This window comes from Staphylococcus sp. 2S1, from assembly GCF_046721335.1.
Classification (GTDB): Bacteria; Bacillota; Bacilli; order Staphylococcales; family Staphylococcaceae; genus Staphylococcus; species Staphylococcus equorum_A.
Window position 1 is genome coordinate 994,920 of record NZ_JBEUUJ010000003.1, and the last position, 21,005, is coordinate 1,015,924.

General features: G+C 30.8%; 24 protein-coding genes and 4 pseudogenes. 16 read left to right on the forward strand and 12 right to left on the reverse strand.

What is annotated here, in order from left to right:
• Positions 1 to 354 precede the first annotated feature (354 nt).
• Genes ABLV90_RS05260 through ABLV90_RS05270 form a run of 3 tightly spaced genes read left to right on the forward strand, consistent with a single transcriptional unit; the run spans position 355 to position 3,021 of the window.
• Positions 355 to 744: a hypothetical protein gene (locus ABLV90_RS05260; protein ID WP_460872295.1), complete on the forward strand. Its 390-nt coding sequence runs from the start codon at positions 355 to 357 to the stop codon at positions 742 to 744.
• Positions 719 to 2,392, forward strand: coding sequence for a DUF1430 domain-containing protein (locus ABLV90_RS05265; RefSeq protein WP_460872296.1), 1,674 nt, complete (start codon positions 719 to 721; stop codon positions 2,390 to 2,392). Before ABLV90_RS05260 ends, ABLV90_RS05265 begins: the two co-directional genes overlap by 26 nt.
• Complete coding sequence (locus tag ABLV90_RS05270) at positions 2,389 to 3,021, forward strand: ATP-binding cassette domain-containing protein (RefSeq protein WP_069816704.1); 633 nt, start codon at positions 2,389 to 2,391, stop codon at positions 3,019 to 3,021. The genes ABLV90_RS05265 and ABLV90_RS05270 overlap by 4 nt, the downstream gene beginning before the upstream one ends.
• A gap of 297 nt (positions 3,022 to 3,318) precedes the next feature.
• Here the strand turns inward: ABLV90_RS05270 and ABLV90_RS05275 are convergent.
• From ABLV90_RS05275 to ABLV90_RS05295, 5 genes and pseudogenes are all read right to left on the reverse strand, one after another.
• Positions 3,319 to 3,526, reverse strand: a pseudogene (locus ABLV90_RS05275) (hypothetical protein); the annotation flags it as partial.
• Positions 3,527 to 3,624: 98 nt separating this feature from the next.
• A complete protein-coding gene (locus ABLV90_RS05280) occupies positions 3,625 to 3,771 on the reverse strand; it encodes a hypothetical protein (RefSeq protein ID WP_176723016.1) in 147 nt (48 codons plus the stop codon).
• A 272-nt stretch (positions 3,772 to 4,043) separates the two neighbouring features.
• Positions 4,044 to 4,202: a hypothetical protein gene (locus ABLV90_RS05285; protein WP_256092387.1), complete on the reverse strand. Its 159-nt coding sequence runs from the start codon at positions 4,200 to 4,202 to the stop codon at positions 4,044 to 4,046.
• A 55-nt stretch (positions 4,203 to 4,257) separates the two neighbouring features.
• A complete protein-coding gene (locus ABLV90_RS05290) occupies positions 4,258 to 4,428 on the reverse strand; it encodes a hypothetical protein (RefSeq protein ID WP_176723017.1) in 171 nt (56 codons plus the stop codon).
• A 42-nt stretch (positions 4,429 to 4,470) separates the two neighbouring features.
• Entirely contained in the window at positions 4,471 to 4,809 is a 339-nt protein-coding gene (locus tag ABLV90_RS05295; RefSeq protein ID WP_069816709.1) for a hypothetical protein, read from the reverse strand.
• Positions 4,810 to 4,955: 146 nt separating this feature from the next.
• On the opposite strand from ABLV90_RS05295, the gene ABLV90_RS05300 reads away from it, so the two are divergent.
• The 5 genes from ABLV90_RS05300 (at position 4,956) to cspD (ending at position 6,698) form a co-directional block, all read left to right on the forward strand.
• Positions 4,956 to 5,150 (forward strand): hypothetical protein, encoded by a 195-nt coding sequence (locus ABLV90_RS05300; RefSeq protein WP_069816711.1) that lies wholly within the window; start codon positions 4,956 to 4,958, stop codon positions 5,148 to 5,150.
• Positions 5,151 to 5,184: 34 nt separating this feature from the next.
• Entirely contained in the window at positions 5,185 to 5,385 is a 201-nt protein-coding gene (locus ABLV90_RS05305) for a hypothetical protein (protein WP_069816713.1), read from the forward strand.
• A gap of 132 nt (positions 5,386 to 5,517) precedes the next feature.
• Positions 5,518 to 5,901: a phosphate-starvation-inducible PsiE family protein gene (locus ABLV90_RS05310; protein WP_256092389.1), complete on the forward strand. Its 384-nt coding sequence runs from the start codon at positions 5,518 to 5,520 to the stop codon at positions 5,899 to 5,901.
• Between the two features lie 69 nt (positions 5,902 to 5,970).
• Positions 5,971 to 6,129 carry a hypothetical protein gene (locus ABLV90_RS05315; RefSeq protein WP_176721514.1) on the forward strand — a complete coding sequence of 53 codons (159 nt, stop codon included), beginning with the start codon at positions 5,971 to 5,973 and terminating at the stop codon, positions 6,127 to 6,129.
• 368 nt (positions 6,130 to 6,497) lie between these two features.
• Entirely contained in the window at positions 6,498 to 6,698 is a 201-nt protein-coding gene (gene cspD / locus ABLV90_RS05320; RefSeq protein WP_460872297.1) for a cold-shock protein CspD, read from the forward strand.
• Between the two features lie 117 nt (positions 6,699 to 6,815).
• On the opposite strand, the gene ABLV90_RS05325 is transcribed toward cspD, so the two are convergent.
• The gene (locus ABLV90_RS05325; RefSeq protein ID WP_427708317.1) at positions 6,816 to 7,979 is read right to left on the reverse strand and encodes an MFS transporter; all 1,164 of its coding nucleotides are present in this window, start codon (positions 7,977 to 7,979) and stop codon (positions 6,816 to 6,818) included.
• A gap of 172 nt (positions 7,980 to 8,151) precedes the next feature.
• On the opposite strand from ABLV90_RS05325, the gene ABLV90_RS05330 reads away from it, so the two are divergent.
• Positions 8,152 to 8,994, forward strand: coding sequence for a LysR family transcriptional regulator (locus ABLV90_RS05330; RefSeq protein WP_460872298.1), 843 nt, complete (start codon positions 8,152 to 8,154; stop codon positions 8,992 to 8,994).
• A 363-nt stretch (positions 8,995 to 9,357) separates the two neighbouring features.
• On the opposite strand, the gene ABLV90_RS05335 is transcribed toward ABLV90_RS05330, so the two are convergent.
• Positions 9,358 to 9,606, reverse strand: coding sequence for a hypothetical protein (locus tag ABLV90_RS05335; protein WP_069832198.1), 249 nt, complete (start codon positions 9,604 to 9,606; stop codon positions 9,358 to 9,360).
• A 339-nt stretch (positions 9,607 to 9,945) separates the two neighbouring features.
• Between ABLV90_RS05335 and ABLV90_RS05340 the strand changes: the two genes are divergently transcribed.
• The 4 genes from ABLV90_RS05340 to ABLV90_RS05355 all read left to right on the forward strand — a co-directional run bounded on the left by ABLV90_RS05340 (position 9,946) and on the right by ABLV90_RS05355 (position 12,947).
• On the forward strand, positions 9,946 to 10,515 hold the full coding sequence (locus ABLV90_RS05340; RefSeq protein WP_069816724.1) for an RNA polymerase sigma factor: 570 nt from the start codon (positions 9,946 to 9,948) through the stop codon (positions 10,513 to 10,515).
• Positions 10,505 to 11,323: an anti-sigma factor gene (locus tag ABLV90_RS05345; RefSeq protein ID WP_069816727.1), complete on the forward strand. Its 819-nt coding sequence runs from the start codon at positions 10,505 to 10,507 to the stop codon at positions 11,321 to 11,323. The genes ABLV90_RS05340 and ABLV90_RS05345 overlap by 11 nt, the downstream gene beginning before the upstream one ends.
• A 147-nt stretch (positions 11,324 to 11,470) precedes the next feature.
• On the forward strand, positions 11,471 to 12,484 hold the full coding sequence (locus tag ABLV90_RS05350) for a Mur ligase family protein (RefSeq protein WP_460872299.1): 1,014 nt from the start codon (positions 11,471 to 11,473) through the stop codon (positions 12,482 to 12,484).
• Entirely contained in the window at positions 12,420 to 12,947 is a 528-nt protein-coding gene (locus ABLV90_RS05355; protein ID WP_460872300.1) for a hypothetical protein, read from the forward strand. Before ABLV90_RS05350 ends, ABLV90_RS05355 begins: the two co-directional genes overlap by 65 nt.
• 193 nt (positions 12,948 to 13,140) lie before the next feature.
• Here the strand turns inward: ABLV90_RS05355 and isaB are convergent, their stop codons facing one another.
• Together isaB and ABLV90_RS05365 are read right to left on the reverse strand one after the other, a co-directional pair.
• Positions 13,141 to 14,040 (reverse strand): immunodominant staphylococcal antigen IsaB family protein, encoded by a 900-nt coding sequence (gene isaB, locus ABLV90_RS05360; protein WP_460872301.1) that lies wholly within the window; start codon positions 14,038 to 14,040, stop codon positions 13,141 to 13,143.
• A gap of 294 nt (positions 14,041 to 14,334) precedes the next feature.
• Positions 14,335 to 14,928, reverse strand: coding sequence for a histidine phosphatase family protein (locus tag ABLV90_RS05365; protein ID WP_460872302.1), 594 nt, complete (start codon positions 14,926 to 14,928; stop codon positions 14,335 to 14,337).
• A gap of 269 nt (positions 14,929 to 15,197) precedes the next feature.
• On the opposite strand from ABLV90_RS05365, the gene ABLV90_RS05370 reads away from it, so the two are divergent.
• A complete protein-coding gene (locus tag ABLV90_RS05370; RefSeq protein ID WP_460872303.1) occupies positions 15,198 to 16,412 on the forward strand; it encodes a CynX/NimT family MFS transporter in 1,215 nt (404 codons plus the stop codon).
• 96 nt (positions 16,413 to 16,508) lie between these two features.
• Here the strand turns inward: ABLV90_RS05370 and ABLV90_RS05375 are convergent, their stop codons facing one another.
• A complete protein-coding gene (locus ABLV90_RS05375) occupies positions 16,509 to 17,111 on the reverse strand; it encodes a poly-gamma-glutamate hydrolase family protein (protein WP_427705534.1) in 603 nt (200 codons plus the stop codon).
• A 442-nt stretch (positions 17,112 to 17,553) separates the two neighbouring features.
• Here ABLV90_RS05375 and ABLV90_RS05380 point away from each other — a divergent pair.
• Positions 17,554 to 18,088, forward strand: a pseudogene (locus tag ABLV90_RS05380) (hypothetical protein).
• A gap of 187 nt (positions 18,089 to 18,275) precedes the next feature.
• Positions 18,276 to 19,014, forward strand: a pseudogene (locus ABLV90_RS05385) (alpha/beta hydrolase).
• Positions 19,015 to 19,126: 112 nt separating this feature from the next.
• On the opposite strand, the gene ABLV90_RS05390 reads toward ABLV90_RS05385, so the two are convergent.
• Entirely contained in the window at positions 19,127 to 19,498 is a 372-nt protein-coding gene (locus tag ABLV90_RS05390; RefSeq protein WP_460872304.1) for an iron chaperone, read from the reverse strand.
• Between the two features lie 70 nt (positions 19,499 to 19,568).
• A pseudogene (brnQ, locus tag ABLV90_RS05395) lies at positions 19,569 to 20,935 on the reverse strand (branched-chain amino acid transport system II carrier protein).
• Positions 20,936 to 21,005: the final 70 nt, after the last annotated feature.

Consider the following 21,005-nt stretch of genomic DNA (forward strand, 5'->3'; position numbering starts at 1 on the left):
TTAAAAATTTTAAGGTATTAGTAGCATATTTTTAATTGAACTTCTTTTTATCTCCATCTAATATAAAGAAAATTTAATCTTAGGCAATAAAAAATAAATAAACATAAAGATTTGTAGATATTTTCTAAGGGATAAGTATAATTTAAGTTAAATATAGAGAAATGTGTAACTTAGAATGCGACCTAAATTATGAATGAAGGGTGGACTAAAATGGAAAAAACCGGGGGATTTTTCATATGGCAGAATAGTGAAAACTTTATATGGTAATAAAGTATATTATGATCACAAATAATAATGTTTAGCCCACTAAGATTATTATTCTTAGTGGGCTTTCTTTATAAGGAGATAGATGTTGTGAAAAGGATTTTAATAATATTAGCAGTAGTGATTTCACTCACTTTAAATTTTATTATTATCGACACTTATAAGTCACTTTCTTTTTATAATACTGTAGCAAAAGGAAATGAGAAAATAGAGTTTTTATTCACTCAAGAAAAGAAAAAGTATACTGACGAAGCGTTAGAGTATTTCAATAAACTGTCAAAAAAATACAACACTAAAATTACAAAAGTCACATACATAAATAATGATGAAATCGTTATAAATACTAATGATGAAAAATTGAAAGCTATGGCAAACACCAATAATAAGATGATGATATTTGATAGTAAGTTACATATTAAAATATATGCTCTAGAAGATACAAAATTATCAGAGAATGGCACTTATTATTTGTCAGTGTAGTAAAAATAATACTGAAAAAGTTAAAAATTTGATAGAAAAAAATGTAGGTCATATCGAAGAAATGGATAATAGTAGTGAAGTTTACTTAAAAATAGACCAATTTAGTTTAACCCTATGTTCACTTTTAATTTTGATATATATGACAGTGTTACATCATTATTTAAACAATAATAAAATTAACTATAAAATATTATATGATTTAGGATATGTAAGATATAGAATCATCTTGGCTATTATTAAATCATTTAGAACACAGATGCTCTACTATATTCTCCTTAATATATTACTTACACTATTGATGTATATATTAATTTATAAAGATTTTCAGTTGTTAAATGTGATAGGTATTATTTTATTAACTACTTTAATCATACTATTACTGTCTTTAATAATTATAGTAATAATCACTTATATATTTGGAAAGGATTTTGCTAAAAATAAAAAGCATAGTAATAAATTAATTATGATGTACACCTATATGCTATTAACAATTGTAATAGTTGTATTTTTAGTGCTATCTACTCAAAGTTTAATTAATAATTATAGCGAATATCAAAGACAAAAACTTTCTTGTGAACACTGGACACAAGCCGAGAACACCTATAAAACCAACGTTATGGATAGAGGTCAGCTGAAAAATAGAAAGTTAGATATAGAAGTTAATAAGAAGTTTAAAAATTACTATAACAGTAACGAGAATAAAGGGTTTATTATTGATACTATTAAATTTCTTGAGGTTGATGGAGAGCCATTATATGTAAGTGGTGAAATAGAAAATTATAATATCGATCCAACTGGCAAAACAATTACGATAGACCAACGATTTTTGAAAGACCATCCACAATATACTCAGGAAAATAAAAATGTATTAACTAAAATGATATATAAAGATAATACGCAGAATATCATAGTTCCAGTAAAGTATAAAAGCTATGAAAGTGAAATTAAAGACAATTTCAAAGATGAGTTCACTTTCAGAAAAAATTTATTTAAATATAAAGGAGAAGCAAATGAAAGTTTAGATGTAAATATTATTTGGACGAAAAATAATTCCTCTTACTTTACCTATGACGCTCAAATAGGAGGAGAAAAAAATACCATTATAGATCCTATTGCAATAGTTGAAAGTGGAAAAACACATGAAGAAAATTTTGAACCATATTTTTCTCAATCTTATATGTTTAAGAGTATGTTAGATCATCCATATAAAACAATAGAATCGGGATTGAAAAAATATAAATTAGATAACTATATTCCTACAGTAAGTTCGGTGTTCGATTCTAAAATAGAATTTATAAATGAACTGAAATCAAAAATGTATAAATATACTTTTTTATCGGGATTAACAGCATTAATTTATATGATAGTAAGTATCACTTTTATAAACCTTTATTTTAAATCGTATCAATATGTTATTTTTCTTAAACGAAATTTAGGCTATAGTTATTTTGAAATTCACAAATGGGTTTTATTCTTTTTGTGCTTGGTTAATTTCTTTATAGGCCTATTCCTTAGTAAAGGCTTAAATCAAATAGCAATACTATTTTATATAATTTTACTTATAGTTCACTCTACTGTGATAATGCATTCATTTAAAAAGTTGAATAAAGAAAATATAAATCAAGTATTGAAGGGGAAAAAAGAATGATAAAACTTAATCATATTAATAAATCTTTTGATGGAAAAGTAATTTTCGAAAAATTTAGCGTCGTTATTGAATCAGGAGACTTTGTAATCATTAGAGGAGCAAGTGGTAAAGGGAAATCAAGCTTATTAAATATTATTGGATTACTTGAAGCTCCAGACTCAGGAGAAGTATTATACAACGGCGTTGTAGTGAAAAATGAAAAAACGAAATTAATCTATAAGCGTAAAGATATATCATACGTTTATCAAAATTATGGTCTGCTTGAAAATGAGACAATCCTTAAAAATCTCACTTTGCCATTAAATGTTTCGAAAAAAGAGATAACTAAATTAAAAAGTGTAATGAAAAAAGTTGGTTTGCAAGATCTATCTTTAAAAACGAAAATTTACACATGTAGCGGCGGTGAACAACAAAGAATTGCTATCGCAAGAGCAATATTAAAAGAACCGAAATTAATTATTGCGGACGAACCTACAGGTAATTTGGATAGAGATAACAGTGATAATGTAATAAATATATTTAAAGCGTTAAATAAGCAAGGCATAACTATAATAATGGCGACACATGATAGCAATTATTTTGGTGTTGGAAATAAAATCATAAATTTAGACTTATCAACATCATGCTAATCGAAGCGTGCTTGAGTAATTTGATCACTATTAAGCGAGAGACATAAATCAGTTTAAAACTAATTGTGGGCATAGTTCTCGCTTGTTTTGGTGCATATTTAGCATTAAAGAAAAAAGGGATTGCCTGATTTAGATAATTCCAAAAGCAACAAAAGGGCGACTGTTATTAGAGTCGCCCTTTTAAAGTAAAAGTGTTTTGATTTATTTTTGATTTTTAAAATACATTAACGTTATGACTATAGAGTATACAAATAGGAATATTATGATAAACATCGCCATAGTAAAACCTCATTTCTTTCATCTACAAATATAGTTTGTCGCGCCTATACACCCTAATGAAGTAATTAAGCCACATATTGTTGCCATGCCAAAGGGTAATACCTAAAGTAATAGCAACAGTCCAACAGCCTCTAGCACCACCACTTCCACAATGTGCTCCTACTATCCATTCAAACCAACCTCGTTCTTTGTGAGGTAAATTTTTATAAGAGTCAGTTTCAATTTCCTTGTAAATTAATGAAGTGGTTACCGTTATGTTTTATAAATGTTTTTCTTGTATTAATCATAGTACCCGGTTTGTCTTCATCAACGAAAATACCATCATTAATCACTCCTACTCTTTTTCTCAAATCCACAAAATATACATATGAAAAAGGCAACAAATACTGATGGTACAAATAGTGATACTACTAAAAGTGGTGTAGACATGAGTAAATAGTTATAATCATATTTATATTTACCAAAATTCATACATATCTTCCATTTTGTTTATTCTGCTTGTTTTGTTTTTTATAATTCATGTAGGCATTAATATCTAACGTTAACAATGATGTGAAAAATATTAATGCGATTATAGATGTAACTATATAAGCTGTATTATCTTTAGTTATTATGGTGTATATTGCAAATACAATGAAAATTAAAGGTACCGGAAAAGGTTTTAAAAATATCGTCCTAACATCCTTAGTATTTGATTGAGAATCGCTATATTTCATGAAATTCCTCCTGTGTAATTGGTAGTATTATTTCTCATAATTTTCTATAGTAGTGCCATCTTTCTTAACATGTTTACTGTTAGCGCTTAGTAATAATATCGTATTACAAACAAAGACAATTGCTAATACGATTAAAGCTGTTGATTCACCTATATTCGTGAAATCTAATATGGATAGGATAATCAAAATGTTAATTGTCCTGTATATACAATGCATTGCTCATTTTAATTTCTGATAATTTTTATAAATTAGAAACTTTCGTTTTACTATAAAGTATGCCGACGCCAAAGCCGCTATAACCTATTTGATAATCGAATTTAATAATCTCAATATATGGATTTTCTGTTAAAAATTCATTCACCTTTTTATTTAATCCTTTTTCTGTCATTGCAGTAAAATTTATGAATTTCATAATTGTATCAATCCTTTTTTTATTTTATGTATTCTTATTTTATTACTCGCCAGTAGAGTATTTTTTCCTAACACCTAAATAATTTACGACAATTAATATAAAAGTTGCAGCTAAAAATATAATTTCAGGATAGTTCATGAAAAGGCTGCCTTTGGTATCCCAAAAACCAAAAAGTCGAAATATAAGTATGAGTACTAAAATATAAACTAGCCAAACGCAAGTTCTAGCTAAAATTTCAATGAATATTTTCTTTTGTCTTTTGTCATATCGGCTATTATTCTTGTTATTATCCACAACTTCACTTGGTAAATACTTGCCTGTTATCACAGTCCAAATTGATGAAAATATCAAAATAGCAATGAAGAATAAAAGTAATTTCAAAATAGGATCTCCTTATTAATTAATCAACAATATAAGTATAATCCATTTTGTATTGCTTTTAAATATATTATCAATAAAATATACATGACAAAAAAATTTTATGTTAGTGTATTGTTAAAAGAATTAAACACCAAGGAGATGTATTGATGAAGAAAGAAGAGAATCTAGACACGGGTTTTATGATTTCTAGTATTATAAATATCTTTCTTGTATTAATCATAGCTTTTGGTTCATCTTCATTAAGTATGCCATTATTAATTATATTAGTAATAATCACCATTCTAAATGCAGGTTACCTCGTTTATAAAGCTATGAACATAAGAAAAAAACACAATAATTAAGCTTACATATAATTATAAAAAGGGAGATATATCTATGATTATCACAATCTTAATTATAGTTTTGTTCGTTAATTTGCTAGAAGCATTGTATTTATTAACAAAGTGCTGGCATTTAAAGAAAAATAATGCGCCAGATAAAGAATATAAAAAAATGATTGATAAAGTAGCACCAATATTGAGTTGGACAATGATTATTTCGGTAATATTGTTAGTGGGTACATTTATAGTTGCTTAGCCGAATTATAAATTTTATTTATAAGGTTTTATATGATGTATTTTAAGATATAAATGTTAAAATAGACGTCCTCATACAAGTGTTTGTATGAGGACATTCTCAAGTTAAGGAGATTTATTAATATTGAACAAAGTGATAGATTATTTCACTAAAGCACTTTATTTTTGTTTAAACCTCTGTATTGCAATATTAGGAGTTATATTAGTCGTATTTTTATTTCAAGAATGTTGGGGTATGATTTATACCTTTATAGAAAATAAAACGGTGAAGTATAATTATGTCGTAGAGAAAATGTTGATTGCTTTCATGCATATCGAATTCATACTGTTAATCATACAATATTTCAGAAAGAATTATCATTTCTCATTACAATTTTTTATTTACGTAGGAATTACGGCAGTGATTCGATTTATTATTGTAGAGCATTATAATGCAATTGAAACATTGCTTCTTGCAGTGACAATTGGTGTATTAATATTTTGTTTACACTTATTGAAACGCTATTCATTAGATTAAAAATTACGACGCAGATTTTGTGACTGAAATACTAATATGCATTTAGAATGCCAAAAGGGAGTTTTATAATTGATAAAGAAGGTAAAAAGTACGTTAAGTAAATATGTAAAAAACGGTAAATTAGAGCAAGGCTTGTATAAAATAAGTGATAAACTTAAAAAGAAAACTGGAAAAGATTATTCAAAATATGTTAGTAAAATAATGGACCAATTACGTAAAAGAGTATAATAAAGTCTGAAAATAGAGTCATTTGAAACAATGGAGCACACTTAATAGCGTGTCTTCATTGTTTTTTGTAGTGAATCTATTTTCTAAACAGCGATGTGATGAGTGATCATATTAATGAGAGGCATAGTGTACGCAGGTTTAATTGAAAATAAAATGAGTCGAGCAACACAATATATTCGTATCAAAGATTAAAAATTAAAATTAAATTAGAAATAGGGGTGTACAAAATGAGTATAACTCGTTATAATAGGTATTAAGTAATTTAGTTCGTGAAATTGATTTGTAGTTTTATTCTTTTGAATTTACTCCTTTTGATTTTTTAAGACAGATTACAAATATTAGTGCAAAAGCACATGGAGGAATTTAATATGAATAACGGTACAGTTAAATGGTTTAATGCAGAAAAAGGTTTTGGTTTCATCGAGGTTGAAGGTGGAAACGACGTATTCGTACACTTCTCAGCAATCACTCAAGAAGGCTACAAATCATTAGAAGAAGGCCAAGCTGTTGAATTCGAAATCGTTGAAGGCGACCGCGGTCCTCAAGCGACTAACGTTGTTAAATTATAATAACGGCTAAAAGACGAGTATAACTCGTCTTTTTTTTATGGCTAAATTTAAATTTCAAAATGAATAATGAAAGTATCAACATAAAATCCCTTAATCTAGATAGATTAAGGGATTTTATTATGAAATATTATCTTGTTTTTTAAAACTTTTATTTCTAATTAAGATAAACAAGATATTAATGACACAGGCTAAGATACCAACCATAATGACATAATTAGATCCTAGTGTAGTGATAAATATACCACCAATAAATGTACCAATCGTGGTTCCTGAATTTACAGCTGATAAAAATATACCATTGGAAAGATCTGGTGCATCAGGAGCAGATGAAGTAATTACGTATTGTGTGATATTTGCAGAAATTCCAGCTAATGTACCCCAAAATATTGAAATGATAGCCATTGGGATAAGGAAAGAGCCTAAGCCAAACATTGATATATATATAATAATTAACGCAAACGGTAGTAGAAAAATTGCTGTTTGTGGAATAGAAGTTAATAGTTTTCCCGCAATAATATTTCCTAAAATGTTGGATACACCATATAGGAATAAAATTATGGATACATAGTGACTAGGCGCTTCTGTCACAATATTTAAGTAATCGGTTAAGTAACTGTAAACACCAAATATAGCGGCATTAAATAGTATAGAAATGATGATGGACATCCATGTTAAAGGACGTTTTAATACACTAAGTTGTGTGCCGTAAGTCACAGATTTTTTTGTTGGCATTTTAGGTATAAAGATTAATGTTAAAATCAAAACGATTATATTAACCAGTGCAAAAAATGATAAAGCGATAGACAAGTTGAATTGAGTTGCTAAGAAATTAACGATAGGTACACCTACAACCATGCCCGCAGAAACACCAATAAATACGCGAGCTACAGCCTTAGGTGCATCTTTAGAATTGACCGAATCAGACGCGACTGAAAAAGCTAAGGCGATATATACTGGGTGGAAAATGGCTGGAATTACTCTAGCAATTAATAAAATAGTAAAACTTGTAGTGAATACTGAAATGATATTACTGATAATAAAAATTAAAAGCACAATAATCATTACTTTTTTTCTTTCCAATTTAGATAATAATAAAGGCATAATTGGACCTGATATTGCTATGCCAATAGCAAAAATGGAGACGAGCCAACCTGCAGTTGAAGTGCTAACACCAAAACGTTCAGCAATTTGAGGTATTAATCCTATGAAACCCATCTCAGTATTTAAGATACCAAAAACACCAATAGTTAAAATGAGTATAATTAATTTATTGTTTTTCACTATGTACCTCCTACAAAACTTTTATAATAAAAGTGTAAAGGGTATAAGTAGTTATAACAAATACTTAATTGTAATTATTAGATATGCTTAAAATGCATAATGAGGAGAAATGTAATGGAATTAAAAACCCTATATTATTTTGTCACGATTGCAAAAGAAGAGAGTATAACACGTGCTCGCTAACACATTGCACATTACACAACCAACTTTATCTAGACAAATTAAAGATTTGGAAAGTGAACTAGGTGTCAAACTTTTTAAAAGAAGCAACCACAGTATCTATATTACAGATGAAGGGCTGTTACTAAAAAAGAGAGCTGAAGAATTATTAGAAATGTCTCAACAAATACAAGAAGAATTTAAATTTATTGATAAAAACATTGAAGGTAATGTCTATATAGGTTGTGGTGAAACTAAAGGAATGCAAGTAATAGCTAATGTTTTTAAAAATATTCAATCAATGTATCCTGATATTCATTTTCATATATATAGTGGTAATGCAGAAGATATTGAGAGTCGGTTAGATAAAGGATTGTTGGATTTTGGGGTATTTATTCAACCAACAAACTTAAATAAGTATAAAGCATTAAATTTACCGTCTTCAGATCATTGGGGGGTGGTAGCTAAAAGTGATAGTACCTTAGCACAGCAAAATTTTGTAACTAAGGAGGATTTATTAACGCAACCGTTAATTTGTTCCAGACAAGTTTTAGATACAACGATTTCTAAAAATGAATTTGCAGATTGGTTTGGTAGTAGTTTTGAAGCACTGAATATTGTAGGTACTTTCAATTTAGCATATAACGCTGGATTAATGGTCAAATCTGGCATAGGGTATGTCATCACTTTGGATAGTATTATCAATACTTCTATTGAAAACAAACTTAGCTTTGTACCTCTAAAACCGAAATTAATAGCAAAACATAATATGGTATGGCGCAAAGACCATACTTTTTCTAAGGCAGACACAACTTTTTTTAGAAAAAGCGACGGAAATTTGTCAGTAACATATTAGGATTTGAACCAAATTATTTTTCGTTTAATTGACGCATATATAGTGAATATGATTTTGAAAGAGGAAAATAAAAAGTGTGGAATTTTTTAAAATGAAGTAATTGATATACATCATATACACATTTTTCAACTTGATCACTCATTATAATATAGAGGGCTACTGTGATGGTAAGCATGTTTCGAAAAATGATTAAAACAAGATACACTAGTTTGCTATTTGAAGCTATAAGTCATTTCAAAAACTGAAAAGCACTTACTATCATGAATAACTTAAGATGAGTTATATGTAAACATTCCTTTTAAAAATTCATATTACAAGGAATGTTTTTTGCAGTTTAATATCGACTTGTAGTTAGAACTTAACTTAGTTTCTTACAACATCGATGCTTGTATTGATGATGAATAGAACAAGCAATGTAAGCGTAAATGCGCCTATAAATGCTGTGATTAAGAAATACATACTTGGTGCTATTAATAAAGATGTGCCTATAAATGCGCCTAACACACCTGAAATCAGACTGACAATGACAGTGGGAATTGAGTTACTCGTTAACCAAAGCGATAAACTGATGCCTACAATAGCACCTACGATTAGTGTAAGAATGATACTCATCAAAATCCCTCCAGTAGGTTATGATTTACGTCCAGTGTAACACCTATTTATAGACAATCTAGTACGAAGGCTTATAGTATTATTACACTTGTCAGTTAACTAACAAGTGTACAACCACTTTTGTAATGAAATGCTTGAGCTATTAGTGGTAATGTGAATAATAGGTTAAAAATAAAAGGGGAAAAGGAAATAACTCTAATTATTTAGCGATATTATAAAAAGATTCTTGAAAGTTAAACTTTTAACGAATAACTTTCGTATGTTTATTGAATACATATGTAAATATACATATAGGATAGGTATTTCTAGATACTGAATTTAAACTAAGGAGGGGACGGCATGATAGATGAAAATGATCTTTATAGATCAATAATCGATAAAAAGGACAGCGAGAGTTTAGAAATCCTATATGATCGATATGAGTCATTGTTATTTAATTTGGCTTATAAAATCACAAAAGATGTTCAATCTAGTGAAGAAGTTTTGCAAGATGTTTTCATGAAAATTTGGAATCAAAAAGCTATATTCAAACCAAATAAAGGGAAAATGTCGACTTGGCTTATTACGTTATGCCGTAATAAATCTATTGATATGTTAAGAAAGAATAAACATATTGAAAATGAGTTTGATGAGGATTTTCAAGGAATACAAAATGATCATCTACCAGAATATGACTTATTGGATAAGGAAGTGTCTGAAGAAATTAAAAAAATGATTTCACTTTTAAATAAAGACCAACAAAAGATTATTTATTTGTTTTATTATAAAGGTTTGAGTCAGCAAGAAATTGCTGATAAACTACAAACTCCACTGGGCACTGTTAAGAGTAGAATGAGGCTGTCAATTAAGCATTTGAACGATTATTCCAAAAAACATTTAAGAAGGGAGCGTGGAGAAAATGAAAGATAATAAAGTTGATAAACTATATGATTATTTCAATGACAATCTGAGCGAAAGTGAAAAAGAGCAAGTTGAACAAGAATTAGATTTGTCATCTGAAAGCCATGAGACTTTAGAAGACCTAAACGTTCTTCACGATTCACTTCCTTATAGTAATAAAGAAATTGAACCGCCAACAGGTATGAAGAAAAGAATTTTAACGTCAGTGCTAGATGAAGAAAACAATTCAAACGAAGAAGCAGAAAAAGAACAACAAGAAGATGAACTTGATACAACAAGTGCAAATAATAATCATGAAAATCAACAAATAGCGCATTTTTCAAAACACAAAAAGAAAAAATCTAAAAGTGTTATTACCAAGCGTGTATCGATAGGCGTTATAGTAGCGCTATTGTTCTTATCTATTATAGGTAATGGCGTGCAATACTTTGGATATAAGGCATCTCAAAACCAATCAGCTTCTATGATTAATACGAATGATGCGAAAGCAATAAACTTAAAGTCCATGTCTGGGGACGAAGTGCAAGGGCAAGCCTATCTGTCTGACTCTAGTAGTACAAAAGATAGAAAATTAATGGTTGAAGCCAATGATATTGAAGCAACAAAAGGTAATGAAGTTTATCAAGTGTGGATATTAAAAGGCGAGCAAGCACACCCTGCAGGCACGTTTGCGAGTGCGAATGATAAAGGTATGGTTGTTTTTGACTTAAGTAATGTAGATGTTGATAAAGAAGATAAAATAGCAATTACACTAGAACCATCACCTAATAATAAGCAACCTAAAGGACAAATGATTATGTCTAGTAATGAAATTTAACTAGGTTTTAATTTAGAAAAAATGATTTTGAAAGGATCACAAATTAATGTGATCCTTTTCTTTGGTTTATACGTATACTTTATAATTACTTTTTTAATATGCATATTTAAGTATTATAAAATAAACGATAAATGTTGGGTGAATATAATGAAAATAACTGTTGAAGACATATTATTAACAATTGGAGAAAATATAGTTAAGCGTTCATTAAGCGTAAAAGTGAAGACAGATAAGACCTGTAAAAAAATTACGTCAATGTATCAAGATATTCAGCAAGATACAATATTTATGTTGAAGCGTTCGGACAATACGGTTTATTATGCGGAACGTGCAAATGAAATGAAACCATTGATAATGATTACAGATGCGTCTCCGTCTACATTTAAAGATTTCGAATTTAATATGCCCGTTATTTATATCAATGATTTTCCTGAAGTGGCTAATCAATTAGTGAAGTTATACTATGAAGGCGCCATTGACGCTTTAAATTTTATTGCAGTGACGGGCACAAACGGTAAAACAACAACCTGTCATATGATTGGGAATTTATTAACACAGTTAGGTAAAAAAGTAGCTATCATTGGTACGATGGGCGTGTTCGATAGTCATTATAACAAAATGAAATTTAACCATACGACGCAAACGACGCCGATGTATTTTGAAATGGGAGAAATCATAGATTATTTTTATCGTGAAAATTATGATTATATTGTTTATGAAGCAACCTCTATTGCTTTAGAACAAAGGCGCATAGACTTCATTCAAAATGAGTTAGCAGTATTTACTAACTTTAGTCCGGAACATCTTGAATATCATGGCACAATGGAAAAATATTTAAATGCTAAGTTAAAATTGAATGATTTAAGTAAGGTGAATTTAGTGAATTGGGACACGCTTGAATATAGAACCATAGCAAAAGATGATTTATATTTTTCAAATCAAGAAGAAACATATTATCAATATCATGCGAAAAATAATCATATTGATATTGTCATCGATGGAGTAAAGTATCGTGTTCATCCTACTTTTCAGGGAGGCCATAACTACATTAATTTAGCGACGAGTATGTTTGCATTGCATAAAATAGGTTTTGATATTGAAGACATTATTCAAGCGAGCTCATGTAATTGGTTCACCTTTACATCGTTTTCAAATTATTAATATAGGTGCATATACGATTATTTTAGATTTTGCGCATACAGCTTTAGCAGTTAGAGAATCAGTAAACAATGCTTTAGACTATACAGACAGTATAGGTAAAAAATTAAATACGATGATTACTGGTATAGGCTTAAGAGGTTTTGATAAAATTGCTTTGACTGTCGATGAGCTTCCTGATGGGGTGCATAAGTTGATGTTGGCTGCAGAGCAAGTAGGGTATGTAGATCCTAAACTTATCATCAAATTTATGAATCAACATTTACCTGATTGTTATAAAAAGCGTGTTGTTTTAAATGGATGTTCGAGAAAAGAAGGTATACGAGAGCCGCTATATGCCACAGATAGCAATAATGAGGTTATCCTACTTACTGGCATTAATGAACCACAGAACTTTAAAGGGAGTAAGTATGAACACGATGACCAATCATATATAGAGGAAATACTACAAATGGATGTTATTTAACTGAATTGGCTGTGTTGTTGCGTACACTTTCTATGGGCACATCCTCACCTTGTAGTCTTTGGTGAGTGTTTTTTCCATTGGAGTCGGTCTTATAAACTGCTATCATTTCGTAATTATTAATATAACCACATTATAATTTATTATATAAAGCACAAAAAAGGACCTATAATCAGGTCCTTTTTGTTATTGCTTATTAACTTATCATCACTTTCATTAAAAAGCCTTGTTCGTCGAAGTGTGCTGTATACATACCATGATTTGTTTTATAAGTTATATATGAGCCGTTTTCTGTTTGTCCTTCGTCAGACATGTGGTTAGACATATGTGCTTTTTTGAACATTGCTTTGCTTACTGTATCTGCTTTAGTATTAAAAGTGATATTAACGACTTGACCATCTTTATTCATATCAACCATTGTGTCATTCACTTTTTTGCTTGTAGCTACATCTTTATCGTTTGTTGCAGTGTTAACTTTGTATCCGTCAATCATTACATTATCGTATTTTAATGCTCTTACAAAATCATAATCTTGAGTAAAATGGCCATCATATGTTGTGTAGCCTGTGTAATTATAATATGGCATCATAGCTTCTTCCATGTTACCCTTCATCATATTACCTTGCATGTCGTTCATGCCTTGATCCATGGCCATATCGTTGTGATTCATATTGCCTTGCATGTCGTTCATGCCTTGATCCATGGCCATATCGTTGTGATTCATATTACCTTGCATGTCGTTCATGCCTTGATCCATGGCCATATCGTTGTGATTCATATTGCCTTGCATGTCGTTCATGCCTTGATCCATAGCCATATCGTTGTGATTCATATTACCTTGCATGTCGTTCATGCCTTGATCCATGTCCATATCGTTGTGATTCATATTACCTTGCATGTCGTTCATGCCTTGATCCATAGCCATATCGTTTTCCATTGGCATGGCTTGTTGTTGCATATTGTTGTTCATGTTATTTTCTTGAGGATTCATTGTATCTGCATGTGCAGTGTTATTTCCAATTACGCCATTTCCTGCTCCTACTAAAAATCCTGTAGTCGCGACTGTTGATGATAATACTAATAATTTTTTATTCATAATGCTTCACCCCTATTTTAAAATTTTAAAGTAATTCATGTTGTCTAACCTTAATTCTTATGAGATTTTATCTACCAAATTAAATCCCAAATAAGCTTACACAACTAGCCCCCTTTTTTAATTTCACTCAATAAATATACGTTTTCTTTTTAGATAGAGTTCACATTTTACAAAGTTTCTTCTGATTATTTTTAAAACGCTCTATTTATTCAATCTACTTACTGCTCTAAAGTATTGTCATAGAGCTGTATAACAAAAAAACGGTTAATCATAACAAAAAGTTATAATTAACCGTTACTTTTTCCCTAGTGAAGAATGCGATGGTAAGTGTGCCGCTTCATTATAATTTAAAATTGTGGCTTGCTCGTTCGTTAGTTTAAGTGTACTTAGACTGCCATTAGACAATCTCGGCGAATCAGTGCTAATTTCTCCATTAGAATAGTAAGAAAATACTGCTTTAATAAATGCGCCATGAGAAACAATTAGGATTTTTTGATCTTTGTATTGTTCTATAAGTGAATTTATCCCATTAAGAAAGCGATTTGTTACGAGGTGTGCTTGTTCTTTGTTTGGGTAAAGTCGATCGGGATATAACGCTGTACGTTCTTCTGTTGATAATCCCTCAGCATCACCGAATGAAATTTCAATAAAAGCCTCCATTTCTATTAAAGGTATAGTAAGTTGTTGCTGAATAATTTCAGCTGTCTTTTTTGCTCTCGCTAATGGGCTCGTGATGATAATATCCCATTCTGAATGATTTAGAAATTGGTCGCATGCTTCTGCTTGTTTAATGCCTGTATGGTTTAAAGGTACGTCTGTACGACCTTGTAATTTCCCTGCTGTATTCCAATCTGTTTCTCCGTGTCTGATAAAACAAATTTCCGTCATTGATATCAACCTTTATTGTAGTTTTTTTAATTTGAAATCATATCATTACTCCATGTATCTTATAGATTAGTTTCTCATGTATCTATCAATTTTACAAAAGTAGTTTTGCAATTAAAAATTTAGCATCTTTAAATTTACTCAGTATTGTAGTAACGTAATTAGCAATAGTATAAATAGGTCACTATAATATTTTTTATTAATTAGGTAAATTGAATGATATGGAATATATAAAACTTTAAAATTAATTTATTGTAGAAAGGTGGTATAAGATGTCGGAACTTTATCGTACACACAGAATTAATGAGCATTGGGGCGTCATTATAGCTATTGTTTTTATCGCCTCTACCTTAAGAGCACCACTTACTTCTGTAGGTCCTGTAGTCGAAGAGATTAAACAGGTGATGGAAATTGGTAATAGTGTAACGGGTATTTTGACTACGATACCACTGATTATCTTTGCGATTGTATCGCCACTCGTATCTAAAGTTACGTCACGCTTAACGATGTCGCGGACGATATTTTATTCTACGATATTATTGATTATTGCGCTGCTTTTACGTATCGTCGGTGATTTTAATCTGTTTATTATAGGAACGTTATTGTTGGGTATTGCGATTGCATTTGGAAATGTCGTCTTGCCAAGTTATGTTAAATGGTATTTTCCAATGCAAATTGGATTAGCAACAGGTATTTATAGCGGAACGATGAATTTCACGGCGGGTTTAGGTGGGGGACTAAGCTTCCCCTTATCTGAAATGTCACCTATAGGATTCAGATTGTCCTTATCATTTTGGATTATCTTTGGTGTCATTGCTTTATTACTGTGGATACCCAAAGCGCGTACTGGCGCCAAATTGGAGCAAGAGACAGTGGACCAATCGAAACTAGAGCCTTCTAAAAAAGTGAATGTTGTAAAGTCTAAATTAGCGTGGATGGTCGCATTGACGATGGGATTTCAGTCGATGGTGTTCTATACGATGGTGGCATGGGTGCCTTCAATTCTCATAGATAGAGGGTTAGAACCAACCACAGCAGGCTATCTATTAATGTTAAATCAATTCTCTCAAGTTCCTATGACTTTTATATTTCCGATTGTTGCTTCTAAGTTGAAAGACCAACGCATTTTAGTCGTGATTATTACAGTATTATTCTTAATCGGATTTAGTCTGTTCTTTACACAATCGCTCGTGTTGCTAATCATCGGTATTGTGATTGCAGGTTTAGCGATGGGCGCATGTTTCAGTTTGTGTATGACATTCTTCTCGATTCGTGCACATACAAGTGAGGGTAGTATTTCTCTCTCAGGGTTTGGACAATCTGTCGGTTATTTAATTGCCGCAATTGGACCATTCCTAATTGGTTATCTATATGATGCGACTGGAAGTTGGAATTCAGGTATTGTTGCATTAATCATTATGTCGATTTTAATCTTTATTTTTGGCTATCCAGCCGCTAAAAATAAAGTGGTTGAAGATGAGACGTAATAAAATTCGGAAAATAAATGATAAAAAACGCAGTCGTTTGAGTTAAAAAAGCGACTGCGTTTTTATATTAGCTTAAAGTAGCATTTTCAATAAAAATTATTCGTGTTCATGTATTGCTGTTTGTATTGCTTGAGCAAAGTCATACATTGCAAAGCTCCAATTACTTTGATCTTGCCTAGAATTCATGGTTAGATCTTGGTTGTTAAAGAAGGATTGTCGTAGTCCAGTCGTTAATTCTAACTGTACACCTGCACCTTGATTATTTTTATTGGCTATATTTTCATCAGCTTCACCTTCTAAATGACTAGGTGATGTTTGTACATCAAATTCTTTAAGCTCTAATTGTTCTTCAATAGACGCTTTTAAAGCATCATCTTTGCCACCAATATAAACGATAGGCGCTTCGCCATTTGCACCATGAATCATGACGGAATTTGATACTTGTTGTTGCATATCTTCTATTATAGGTTCATCAAAGTTAACTGAAGTTACATGTAAACTTGCGTTGTTTGTTGAACGAATGCCTTGGAAGCTATAGTAATTATAAGCCCCTTTGGTAGCAGTTAGTTTTGCTACTTCAGTAGTTCCAGGTTCGATATTACCGCCATGTATTGCCGCAATAAGTGCGTTGCTTTGGTTGTTGTTATAGTTGAGCTCCCAGTCGCCACCTTCTTCAGTGTCCTCCATAAGTTCAGTCATTGACGTGTATAAATCATCGGCATAAATTGCTTTAGGGGATAAAGTTAGAAAAAAGCAAAAAGTAAAAAAACATAGAGTAGAAAATGTGGTGATTTTTAAAAATGAGGTGACTCTTTGATTAGAACTATACATACGACAACTCCTATTGATATTAAATCATATTTTATAAATATAATATTAGCATACAATTGTAAATGCTATAAAACATTTATAAAATTAAAAATATATGTTGGGTTGTAAAAAGTAAAAGTTCATTGTACAATAATTGTTCGTGCCCACGGGCATGATAACTAGAGGCAGGTCTGTAACATGCCCTTGGGCATGTTAACAGACTTCCTCTTAGTTACGAGCTGCCTTTTGGTGGCTCGTTATTTTTTTTGAGTGTAAAATATGTTACAATGCAAATCCTGCCTCTTAAATAGAATAACGGAGGTTTACAATTATGATAAATATTATTTCAGCGATTGGCTCACTTGGTACATTTATAATGGCACTGTTTTACTTTATCTCAGTCAGTGTGCAACTGTACCAAATGAAAATCAGTTTTTTACCGGCGCTCGGTTTTAATCAAATACTGATTACTAGAGACCATGATGAATTAAACTTAAGAAATACTGCTATTGATAGTGATGAAGACCAAGACTTTTTGAAATTATATAACTTAGGTGGCGGTGCTCGCTAAAAATATAAAAATCGAAATCTATCTTGGTAATCAAGACATCTTACAAACAAAATATGTTAATATTTTACCTAGTAAAGAAGGTTATTTGTTACCGATTAATAAAGACGTTTATTCAGAAATTGAAAGCACAATTAAGAATAATGGTTATGAATCTGATTTAAATGTGAGGATAACTTACAAGCATAATGTAAGTAGAAAAACACAAGAAATACATTTAAACGGTAAAATTGATACTTTTAATGCGTATGATGAAAAATCAATATATGAATTACAATTCTTTAACATGAACGAATAACTAAAAACTAAGAGAAGTTATAAATGTTAATAATTCATTAAAATATCCCCTTCAAAATTAACACGTAAGCGTGTTGGATTTTGAAGGGGATATTTATTTTTAAAAAGAGTGATAGTTTATATGCTTTGTACGCATTATGAATTTGAATTACAATAAATGGTGAATCTAAATTTTGGAGTGACAAAAGATGATAAATGTTAAGGCACCAAACCCAATATTTTTGGAGAATAATGAAGCGGAACGGGCTATATTATTATTACATTCATTCACGGGTACGGTAAGAGATGTAAAATTATTAGCTACTAAATTACATAAAGCGGGTTTCACATGTTATGTTCCCGCATACAAAGGTCATGGTTTAATGTTAGACACGTTGATGGACTATGATATTGAAGATTGGTGGAAAGATGTATTAGATGGTTATCAATTTTTACAGGATAAAGGGTATTCAAGTATTGGTGTCTGCGGTATCTCATTAGGTGGTATATTATCACTCAAATTGGCAGAGCATCAACCTATAGATGCAATAGCTATTATGTCTACACCATATAGAAAAAGTGATGCTTGGTCTCTCAGGTAGATTGACCTATTATGGTCAACGTATGGGAGAGTTGGTTGGTTTAGAACAATCGGAGGTAGCACAACAAATTAAAAATATTGAGCGTTATGGAGCAGGACTTAATCAGTTTCAAATCGTAGTTGAAGATGTGATGTCAAAATTAGACCGAATCACTGCTCCCATTACTATCAAATATGGTGAACAAGACGATGATGCTTATGAAACGAGTGCGCGCTATATCTATGATCATATTACGCATGAACAAAAAGAAGTGCAAGGTTATGCGCCATGCAAACATTTAATGACTTATGGTGAAGGCCATATAGAAGTAGAACAAGATGTGATTGCATTTTTCGAAGATTATTAACTTTTAAGCATGAGAAATGTTTGAGATATAAGCTTTCAGATAATTAAAATAATGGTTTCTACTGAAATATAGTAGAAACCATTATTTTATATCTTTGACTATGAAATAAATGTTAAGTTCTCCAAAATGTAGAGCAATCAGCTTTATCATCGATGTTGAATTGAATCATGTCTTTTAACAATGTGTAATCGACCTCTTGAGTCCATTTTATTCGAAATAAATTGTTCGTTTGTGAGTAACCGACGGCATCGATACGTTCGCTAAATTCAGTCATGCATTTCGCTTCAGGTGCAATTGAAAAGTGCTGTTTTGCTTTACTAAAGCCGAGAATAAAAGTACCGTGATCTGTGAACATAGGCTGGTTCCATTTTATGGTTGTCTCAAGATTAGAAAATGTTTCTGAAATCCAATTAAAAATCTCAGTCATTGTTTTTTTGTGTTTATCATTATCTATAGTTTGTAAAAATTCATTGAAATTATCCATGTAACATCCCATCCCCTTTTAAAAATATAACTAAAATAAATTTCTTTGCATAATATCCATTTTAGCAAAACTACTTATGACAAGCCATTATACAGTGAAATAAGGAAAGTCTAGACAACGAAATCAAATTTATAACGATTTTGTCTGGTTTGTTTTTTAAGAAAAAATCTATTATTAATCCAATGATAAGTAAGACTATAAAGGGTATGAGCCAACTTAATTGAATATCAGAGAGTGGTAACACTTGATATAACGCATTCAGTGGTTGGAATAATTTGAAATCATTGAGTATCTGTAACACCGAAATAATTAAAGTCACGATAGTAGGAATGATAAACGCAAATTTCATTTCAAATGGAATGAAAATACTTACTAATGAAATAAGCACCAATACAATAGATGTTGGATATATAAACGTTAACAACGGTACTGCAATTTGTAATATCAGTTCTAAACCTAACGTTGAAACTAAAAAGCCCAATAATGAAAAGATAAGTACGAAAATTTTATATGATATTTTCGGTAATTTTTTCATCGCAAAGGCCGCACATGCGTTTACTAATCCAACACAAGTAGTTAAGCAAGCTAATATAACGATGACCCCAAATAACAGATTGCCGAATGAACCGAATACACGTAACGAATTAAATGTTAAGATGCCAGTGCCATCTTTAAAGCCAGCCTTGAGTGGTTGTAGCACCTACATAAGCCAGTGCAAAATAAATGACTAATAATAAAATAGCAGAGATCAAACCAGCTTTAATTACGTTTTTAACGAGTGTTTTTTGATCGGTGATGCCATTCATTTTGAAGCTTTGCACAATCACAACAGAAAAGGCTAGCGCGACCACAAGATCCATTGTAAAGTACCCCTCTAAAATACCTGATACGAGTGGAGTTTGTGCATAATCACCACTTGCTTGGCCAATTGAACCTTCTGGATTTATGATTACTAGGATACATAAAATAGCTATAATAAGTATTAAAATTGGCGTCAGATATTTACCTAAATTATCTATAATACGATTTGGATATAATGCGATAAAATAAACAATTAGGAAAAATATGACTGAAAATACGATTAATGTAAAATGGTTATGTACTGGTAAAACATGATTTGTTCCAATTTCGTACGCAACATTTGCAAGCACGTGGGATACCATATAATGCCCCGATAGATAAATAAATGAAGATCGCAAAGATTGTCCCGAAAATAGGGTGGACTTTGTTCCCGATACTTTCAACGCCGCCATTCATATAAGCAACGACGATTACTGTAAGATAAGGCAATAAGATGCCTGTTATAGCGAATCCAGTCATAGCAACCCACATATTTTCTTGAGCTGTATAACCTAACATAGGTGGAAATATTAAATTTCCTGCTCCAAAGAAAAATGAGAATAACATTAGACCAGAAATTAAGATGAGGCTGTTCATTTCTAATACCTCGATTTAAAGGAAATTTACTTGCACAAAACACAAGCAACTTTAACATATATTACTTGTT

What these genes read in the sequence shown, in the direction of transcription:
- ABLV90_RS05265 (WP_460872296.1), top strand. Translation starts at nt 719, where the DNA reads ATGGCACTTATTATTTGTCAGTGTAGTAAAAATAATACTGAAAAAGTT.
- ABLV90_RS05270 (WP_069816704.1), top strand. Translation starts at nt 2,389, where the DNA reads ATGATAAAACTTAATCATATTAATAAATCTTTTGATGGAAAAGTAATT.
- ABLV90_RS05280 (WP_176723016.1), bottom strand. Translation starts at nt 3,771, where the DNA reads ATGAATTTTGGTAAATATAAATATGATTATAACTATTTACTCATGTCT.
- ABLV90_RS05290 (WP_176723017.1), bottom strand. Translation starts at nt 4,428, where the DNA reads ATGAAATTCATAAATTTTACTGCAATGACAGAAAAAGGATTAAATAAA.
- ABLV90_RS05300 (WP_069816711.1), top strand. Translation starts at nt 4,956, where the DNA reads ATGAAGAAAGAAGAGAATCTAGACACGGGTTTTATGATTTCTAGTATT.
- ABLV90_RS05305 (WP_069816713.1), top strand. Translation starts at nt 5,185, where the DNA reads ATGATTATCACAATCTTAATTATAGTTTTGTTCGTTAATTTGCTAGAA.
- cspD (WP_460872297.1), top strand. Translation starts at nt 6,498, where the DNA reads ATGAATAACGGTACAGTTAAATGGTTTAATGCAGAAAAAGGTTTTGGT.
- ABLV90_RS05335 (WP_069832198.1), bottom strand. Translation starts at nt 9,606, where the DNA reads ATGAGTATCATTCTTACACTAATCGTAGGTGCTATTGTAGGCATCAGT.
- ABLV90_RS05340 (WP_069816724.1), top strand. Translation starts at nt 9,946, where the DNA reads ATGATAGATGAAAATGATCTTTATAGATCAATAATCGATAAAAAGGAC.
- ABLV90_RS05345 (WP_069816727.1), top strand. Translation starts at nt 10,505, where the DNA reads ATGAAAGATAATAAAGTTGATAAACTATATGATTATTTCAATGACAAT.
- ABLV90_RS05350 (WP_460872299.1), top strand. Translation starts at nt 11,471, where the DNA reads ATGAAAATAACTGTTGAAGACATATTATTAACAATTGGAGAAAATATA.
- isaB (WP_460872301.1), bottom strand. Translation starts at nt 14,040, where the DNA reads ATGAATAAAAAATTATTAGTATTATCATCAACAGTCGCGACTACAGGA.
- ABLV90_RS05365 (WP_460872302.1), bottom strand. Translation starts at nt 14,928, where the DNA reads ATGACGGAAATTTGTTTTATCAGACACGGAGAAACAGATTGGAATACA.
- ABLV90_RS05370 (WP_460872303.1), top strand. Translation starts at nt 15,198, where the DNA reads ATGTCGGAACTTTATCGTACACACAGAATTAATGAGCATTGGGGCGTC.
- ABLV90_RS05375 (WP_427705534.1), bottom strand. Translation starts at nt 17,111, where the DNA reads ATGACTGAACTTATGGAGGACACTGAAGAAGGTGGCGACTGGGAGCTC.
- ABLV90_RS05390 (WP_460872304.1), bottom strand. Translation starts at nt 19,498, where the DNA reads ATGGATAATTTCAATGAATTTTTACAAACTATAGATAATGATAAACAC.